The organism is Verrucomicrobium sp. BvORR034, from assembly GCF_000739635.1.
GTDB lineage: Bacteria > Verrucomicrobiota > Verrucomicrobiia > Verrucomicrobiales > Verrucomicrobiaceae > Verrucomicrobium.
The window spans coordinates 63,008-69,702 of record NZ_BATQ01000030.1 but is presented as its reverse complement, the minus strand read 5'-3'; the positions used below and the strand labels follow the sequence as shown (position 1 = coordinate 69,702).

Genomic DNA, 6,695 nt, shown 5'->3' with positions numbered 1-6,695 from the left:
GCTCGGCCGCGGCACCCTTATGGACTGGGAGCAGGCCGCCAGCCACTACCGCCTGGCCGCAGACGCCGGCCTCACCGGTGCCAAGGTGGACTACGGCCTCCTCCTCGCTGAAGGCAAAGGCGTGGACCGCGATCCCGCAGGAGCCGTGCGCCACTTTGCGGAAGCCGCCAGCTACGGCAGCCTGGAGGGCACCTTCCATCTCGGTACCGTCCTCCTCACCGGGAACGGCCTCCAGCAGGACGCCAGCCTCGGCATTGGTGCCTACCTCAAGGCCTGCCCCGCCCTCACCCAGGAACCGGCGGACGCCACCCCGCCCGTCAAAGGCAGCTCCAGAAACGCCGCCCTCGCCCTCGGCCTGCGCCATCTCCTGGGCCGCGATGTCCCGGAGGATCCAGAACGCGCCACCCGCTGCCTCCTCACCGCCAAGACCCTGGAGTTCCCACCCCAGCGGATCGATGACCTCCTCCGCCTCCTCTCCCTGAGCCACGGGCAACTCCCCCCCTGCCCCCCGCCCTATGATGTCCTCATCAAGCGCAAGCGCCTCAGCCGCCTGCTCCACGGCCTCACTGGAGACGCCTCCTTCCGCGATCCCGCTGAACCCGTCTCCACAGACCCCGACGCCCAGAAGCAACGGGACGCCCAGCTGAAAACAGCCCTCGACGCCCCCGGCGCCCTTGCCGCCATCTCCCACCGCCTCTGGGTGCAGGCCAGCCTCGCCCACCTGGAGCGGGATCCCCTCGCCCCCCTCTGGTTCGCCGCCCTCGCCATCAGCCAGGCCCGCCTGCACGCCCACAGCTACCAGGCCTATGTTGACTCCTCACTCCGCCTCGGCCCCGTGTACAACAAGCTGGACCACCAGGGCTGCCCCCTGCCCGGCATCCTCAAGCAGCGCACCTGGCCCCAGGACGGCTGGGTGCAGATCACCGGCATCTCAGAAAGCAAGGGCACCCTCCAGCTCCAGGGCGAGCGCTCCCCCCACCACCCCTCCCTCATCACCCAGGAGGACTTCGAGGTCGCCCAGATCCTCGCCTTCGCCAGCGAGGACAGGATCGAGTGGCCCAGCTTCAGCCTCGAAGACGCCACCGGCACCCATGAGCCCTGGATGCGCCTGCAGAAAAAAGTCTTCACTCCACCGTGGCTCGCCGCCACCGCCTTCGGCCACTCCCTCTACCAGGCAGACTGGATGCTCAAGGCCCTCCGTGAGGACTCCGTGCTCCAGTCCTTCACCGACCCCTTTCTCAACACCGCCTCCACCCCCGGCGCTCCCGTGCACCAGTATATGCGCCGCCACTTCCCCGTCCAAGGTGATTCCGTCCCGGGCTGTTCATTTGGGCGCCTTGAGCTCGTCATGACCGGCATCAAGATCAGCACCCAGAAGCGCGCCGGCGGCCTCTTTGGCACCCTGTACACCCTGGAGGACTTCCACATCCACATCGAGAGCTCCGGCATCAAGGTGGACGAACATGGCAACGAGCTCGACCGCAACCTCCAGCCAGACGATCCCACCACCTTCTTTGGCCAGGTCGCCATGCGCATCAAGCAGAACTACGCCCTCGTCTGCCGCTGGTACCCCGTCTTCGCCCGCGTCCCCCAGCTCCTCGCCATGAGCCGTCTGTTGTTTCATCTACGCCAGCAGGGCGTCATGCCGCCCGCCTCCCAGCTCAAACACCTGCGCCAGCTCCGCGCCAAATACATGGACGCCGCTCAAAAACAACCCACCCAGCACGTCCCCCGCTTCCCCGCCGAACGCGACGTCCACTCCGTCGGCGGCGTCTCCATGAAAGGTGCCACCGTGGAAGAGGTTCGCCCTGGAGGAGGTGGCGGCGGCTCAGGAGGCGGGGGATTTGGAGGCGGAGGCGGGTTCGGAGATGATCAGGGCAGTGAGGTCCGGAGAACCATCCTCGCCACCGCGGAGAATGTGGCGTTCAAGCAAATACTTCGTGAGATCTATCCCCTGGGGGCCACCGTTGGAGACGGCGGCACCGCAGCGGCCGTCTTTAACGAGACCCGCACAGGAGAAAGCACCAAAGGCTACTGGCACTATCAAGAAGCGGGGGATCTCGCCAACAATCTGCAGAAGAAGGTGAACCTCACCCTCAATGAACCGCGGCACGAAAGGGCGCTGAACATCACCGACCTGGAGATCGCCAAGGACCTGATCGAGGAGCACCACCTGTCGCGAAAGACGTGGCTCGATAAGTACGACAACCCGCCGGACGGACAAAGGTGACGCACGTCCCAAACCCACCACAGAGCATCTATCTCAAGTCCCGCCTTTCATGCCTACTTCCAGCAAGCCACCAAAGGAAAAATCCCCCATCCAGAAGCATTGGAAAATGGTCCTCGGGGTGCTTAGCGTGTTGAGCATAGGTGCCGGCTCCACCCTGTCGAAAAAACTGCCCTCCGCCGGCAGTATCTCCGTGCCGTCTCTTGAACAGATCGATCTTCTTAGGATTCTTGGGCACGCGACGATCATTCTCGCCGCCCTGGGTGTGTTAATTTTGGCCGTTCACGTCGCCTGCCACTTGAACCGCAGAGGCAGACTGACGAAGAAGATCACCAACACGATCGAAGTATCAACCCCGAAAGTCTTTGAACGATGCAGGCATGTGCTGACCTCCTCGCTCAAGCGTGTTCTACAGGTCAAAACCGACCACACTTCCGCACAGAATCTCCAGGAACAAAAGCGCAAGTTCTGCAGGGAGGAACAAGCGCACCTCCACCGCATTCAACTCAGAAACGAATTTCGGCTGAATGCCAGCAACATTAAACTCACCGACGCATTCACTGAGGTCTGGCCATCCATTGCCCCACCAGATGACCTCCGCCCCCCGCCAGAGGGCGCGCCCGGTGCTCAACCCACCATCTGGGATCACATCGATCGCACACGTTCCCACCCAGGCATGGGAATTTTTATTTCAGGTTCGTTGGGAAGTGGCAAGACCACCTTGCTACTCCATGTGATGCTTGAGTACCTTCGTAGAATCAACGACGGCAAGGATATCAACCAACGTCTTTTCAGGCAACACCTGCCTGTCTACATCAAGTTGAAGCACCTGCATCTTCCCGACAACGCAGATCATCGTTCGCTCCCGAGTGTACTGGCGCAGGCTGCAATCAAGACGCTGGACCCGACCGCATTTCATTCAGAGACCGAACTCGCAGAAATGTTGCGGCACGAACTCTCGTGCTCAGCTTGCATCCTTCTTCTTGATGGTCTTGATGAAATCTCCAATCCCGAAGAAAGGAAGAGGATCGGCACCTGGCTGGCCAGGCAATTTAACTGCTCTCTGTGGCGGGGCAATCTCTTCATCCTCAGCGCCATCGCCGGAGCCGTGGACATGAATTGGTTCCCCGACATCAAACACCTGCATATCCAGCCACTCCCCCCATCATCCGTCCGTGATCTGATTCAAAAATTGCAACTCCATCGTCAGAAAGATTCCCAGCCTCAAGCCGCATTCCCTGCCTCTTTGCAGGAAAGGGCCAGTCAAGTCACCGATGAGTTCTTTGCTACCGTCTGGAACAATATCGATCTTGCCCCCCTCTCCCGCACACCGCTCCGGCTGATGCATGCCTGCCTCCTGCATGCCGAACGTCCCGAGGACAAGAGCATTGACCACCACTTCTATCGGGAGACACACCTCACGTCCCTCACCCGCTGGAAATCGAAGGGGGCACCGGACAAAAAAATTGAAGACCTTTGTGTAACGCCGGAGATCACCATTCATCGCAGCATCATTGGGGCCGTCGCCCACCATCTTCACTCACAACCTCTCCCACCTGGAGCGGCCGAAGGGCACTGGCCGTCGCTTGACACGCCCCAGCTCCTTGCCATCGCCACCCCATTTCTGGATGAACTGGAAATTGCTCCGGGGCAGCGTGAAACCTATCTCCGTGACCTGGCGTGGCAGACAGATCTCATCAAGCATACCGTCGACGCCAGGCTTTGGTACCTGCCCGGCAAGACCTTCCAGGAGTTCATCTGTGCAGACCATTGGGTTCATGCGCCCTCATCTCTCCCTCCGGATTGGCACCCTCTCGTCGCAGACCCCATCTGGCAGGGACCGCTTCGTCATTACCTTAAACTTGCCAAGGCCCCTTCGGAACTGATCGACATCGTGCAGCTTCACGGGGGAGACCTCGGGGCGAAGCTGCTCGCCGACCACAACAATCAGAACGTCCTGATCCTCCAGCAACCTCCGGGACCCGCTCCACTTCCGGTTCATGCGCCTCCAGCCCCTTCACCTTCCGCTCCAGGCACCCCTCCCCCAAATCTCACACATCCAATGTGAACCATAAGTTTTCCCCATAGCCTTGCCAAACACAACCCGCCACCTGACAATTCTTCTCCATGGATCCCGTGAACGAAAACTCCTCCGGCTCTGATGGGGCCGCCACGGACAGCCGTCCTGACGCTGGCCAGAACGAATCCATCGTCCCCGACTCCCCCTCCTCCACCGGGGATCATTCAGAACGTCTCCAGCGCATCGAGTCCCTGCTCGCCGACCTCGATCGCAAGTTCGAGCGCCGTCTCCAGACAGACACGCACAAGAATGCCCTCTTTGACCAGCTTCACGCCGAGCTTCAGGAGCACAAGAGCGGCCTCATCCAGAAGATCATCCAGCCCATGCTGGTGGACCTGATCCGCCTTCATGATGATGTGTCCTCCCTCGTCAGCCAGTTCGCCAGTGAAGAAGAGCCCGCCGTGCAGCGCGCCCTGCGCCCGTTCACCTTCCTCCCCAATGACATCGCAGACATCCTGGAGAGAAACCAGACGGAGATTTTCAACGAACCTGTCGGCGCCCCCTTCGACCCCGCGCGGCAGAAGGTCATGAAGAAAATCCCCAGCAGCGATCCCGCGGCGGACAAGACCATCGCCGAGTCCGTCCGCCCCGGCTTCATCTGGAACGGCCGCATCATCCGGCACCAGTCCGTCCACGTGCACACATACAGCCCCGCGGACAGCTCCGCCAGCACACCTGCCGAGACCTCCACCATCTGATCCCACCCCTTCCCCCCCCACCCAAGAAAATGAGCAAGAAAGCACCGGTTGTAGGAATTGACCTCGGCACCACCTATTCATGCGTCGCCTACGTGGACGAGGCCGGCAAGGCCGTCGTCGTGAAGAACTTCGACAACGAGAACATCACCCCCTCAGTCGTCCTGTTCGAGGACGACAACGTCGTCGTGGGCAAGGTCGCCAAGGAGTCCGCCAAGCTTGAGCCGGAGAATGTTGTTTCCTTTATCAAGCGCAAGATGGGCAAGGAGTACTCCTTCGCCCACAACGGCAAGAGCTACCGGCCCGAGGAGATCTCCGCATACATCCTGAAGAAGCTCGTCAGCGACAGCAACCAGACCCTGGGCTGCGAGATCACAGACGCGGTCATCACCGTGCCGGCCTACTTCGGCATCAGCGAGCGTGAGGCCACCGCCCGGGCCGGGAAGATCGCCGGGCTCAACGTCCTGGAAATCATCAACGAGCCCACCGCCGCCGCCATCTCCTACGGCCTCAGCGATCTCACGGGGGAGAAGATCATCCTCGTTTTCGACCTGGGCGGCGGCACCTTCGACGTCACCCTCATGAAAGTCACACCGGAGAGCTTCGAGGTCATCGTCACCGACGGCCACAACGAGCTCGGCGGCAAGAACTGGGATGACCGCATCATCCGGCACATGGTGTCCCAGTTCGCCACCCGCACCGACACGGATGAGGACGACCTCTTCAACGACGCCCAGACCATGGCCGACTTCCAGGACGGCGCAGAACGCAGCATCAAGAAGCGCCTCTCCGTCAGCGACAAGGCCAGCTACTCCGCCCAGTTCGGCAAGAACCGCGAGAAGATCGAGGTCAGCCGCCAGGAGTTCGACGACCTCACCTCAGATCTGCTCCAGCAGACCATCGACATCACCCGTCGCGCCCTCGAGGCGGCCGCCACCAAGGGCCACACCAGGTTCGATGAGATCATCCTCGTCGGCGGCTCCTGCCGCATGCCCCAGATCGGCCTCGCCGTGGAGAAGGCGTTCGGCACCAAGCCGCGGCTCTTTGATCCCGATGAAGCCGTGGCCCGCGGCGCCGCCATCGTCGCCCACAACCGCGCCCTCCTCAAGCGCATCCAGGAGGCCATCGGCACCGCCCCCACCAGCGCAGAGGAGGTCCAGAACCTCTCGGAGGACGACCGCAAGACGCTCGAAGAGATTGCCATCTCACAGGGCACGGACCTGACCACCCTCGTCAGCAGCATCTCCATCACAGACAAGTCCGTCTGCGCCAAGAGCTTCGGCATGGTCTCCGTGGACGCGGCCGGCAACCCCCAGGTCACCAACCTCATCTACCGCAACTCCCCGCTGCCCACCGAGGTGGAAAAACCCTTCGTCACCTTCCATGAAGGCCAGATCGGTGTGGACATCAAGGTCGTGGAAAACGAGCTCTCCGTCGAGGTCGTGGAGGTGGAGCAGAGCAACGAGATCGGCTTCGGCGTGCTCTCCTTCGGCCGGCCCATGCCCAAGAACACCCCCATCGAGGTCAAGTTCACCCTCAAGCGGGACGGCACCCTCGACATCCAGGCCACGGAGCGCACCACCGGCAACAAGGTGGACGTCACCATCCAGACCACCAACGTCATCCAGGGCCAGGAGCTGGAGGACGCCATCAAGCGCAGCGCCCTCATGGCCGTTCACTCCTGAAACCCCAC

General features: G+C 61.8%; 4 protein-coding genes. All 4 read left to right on the top strand.

Annotation, left to right across the window (positions count from 1 at the left end; genetic code table 11):
- Positions 1-2,230, top strand: a 2,230-nt coding sequence (locus BV034_RS05485) for a tetratricopeptide repeat protein (RefSeq protein WP_265592657.1), incomplete at its 5' end; no start/stop codon positions are given.
- A 49-nt stretch (positions 2,231-2,279) separates the two neighbouring features.
- On the top strand, positions 2,280-4,295 hold the full coding sequence (locus BV034_RS05480) for an NACHT domain-containing protein (protein WP_050024937.1): 2,016 nt from the start codon (positions 2,280-2,282) through the stop codon (positions 4,293-4,295).
- A 59-nt stretch (positions 4,296-4,354) separates the two neighbouring features.
- On the top strand, positions 4,355-5,005 hold the full coding sequence (gene grpE, locus BV034_RS05475; RefSeq protein ID WP_050024934.1) for a nucleotide exchange factor GrpE: 651 nt from the start codon (positions 4,355-4,357) through the stop codon (positions 5,003-5,005).
- Positions 5,006-5,034: 29 nt separating this feature from the next.
- Positions 5,035-6,687: an Hsp70 family protein gene (locus BV034_RS05470; RefSeq protein WP_050024932.1), complete on the top strand. Its 1,653-nt coding sequence runs from the start codon at positions 5,035-5,037 to the stop codon at positions 6,685-6,687.
- Positions 6,688-6,695: the final 8 nt, after the last annotated feature.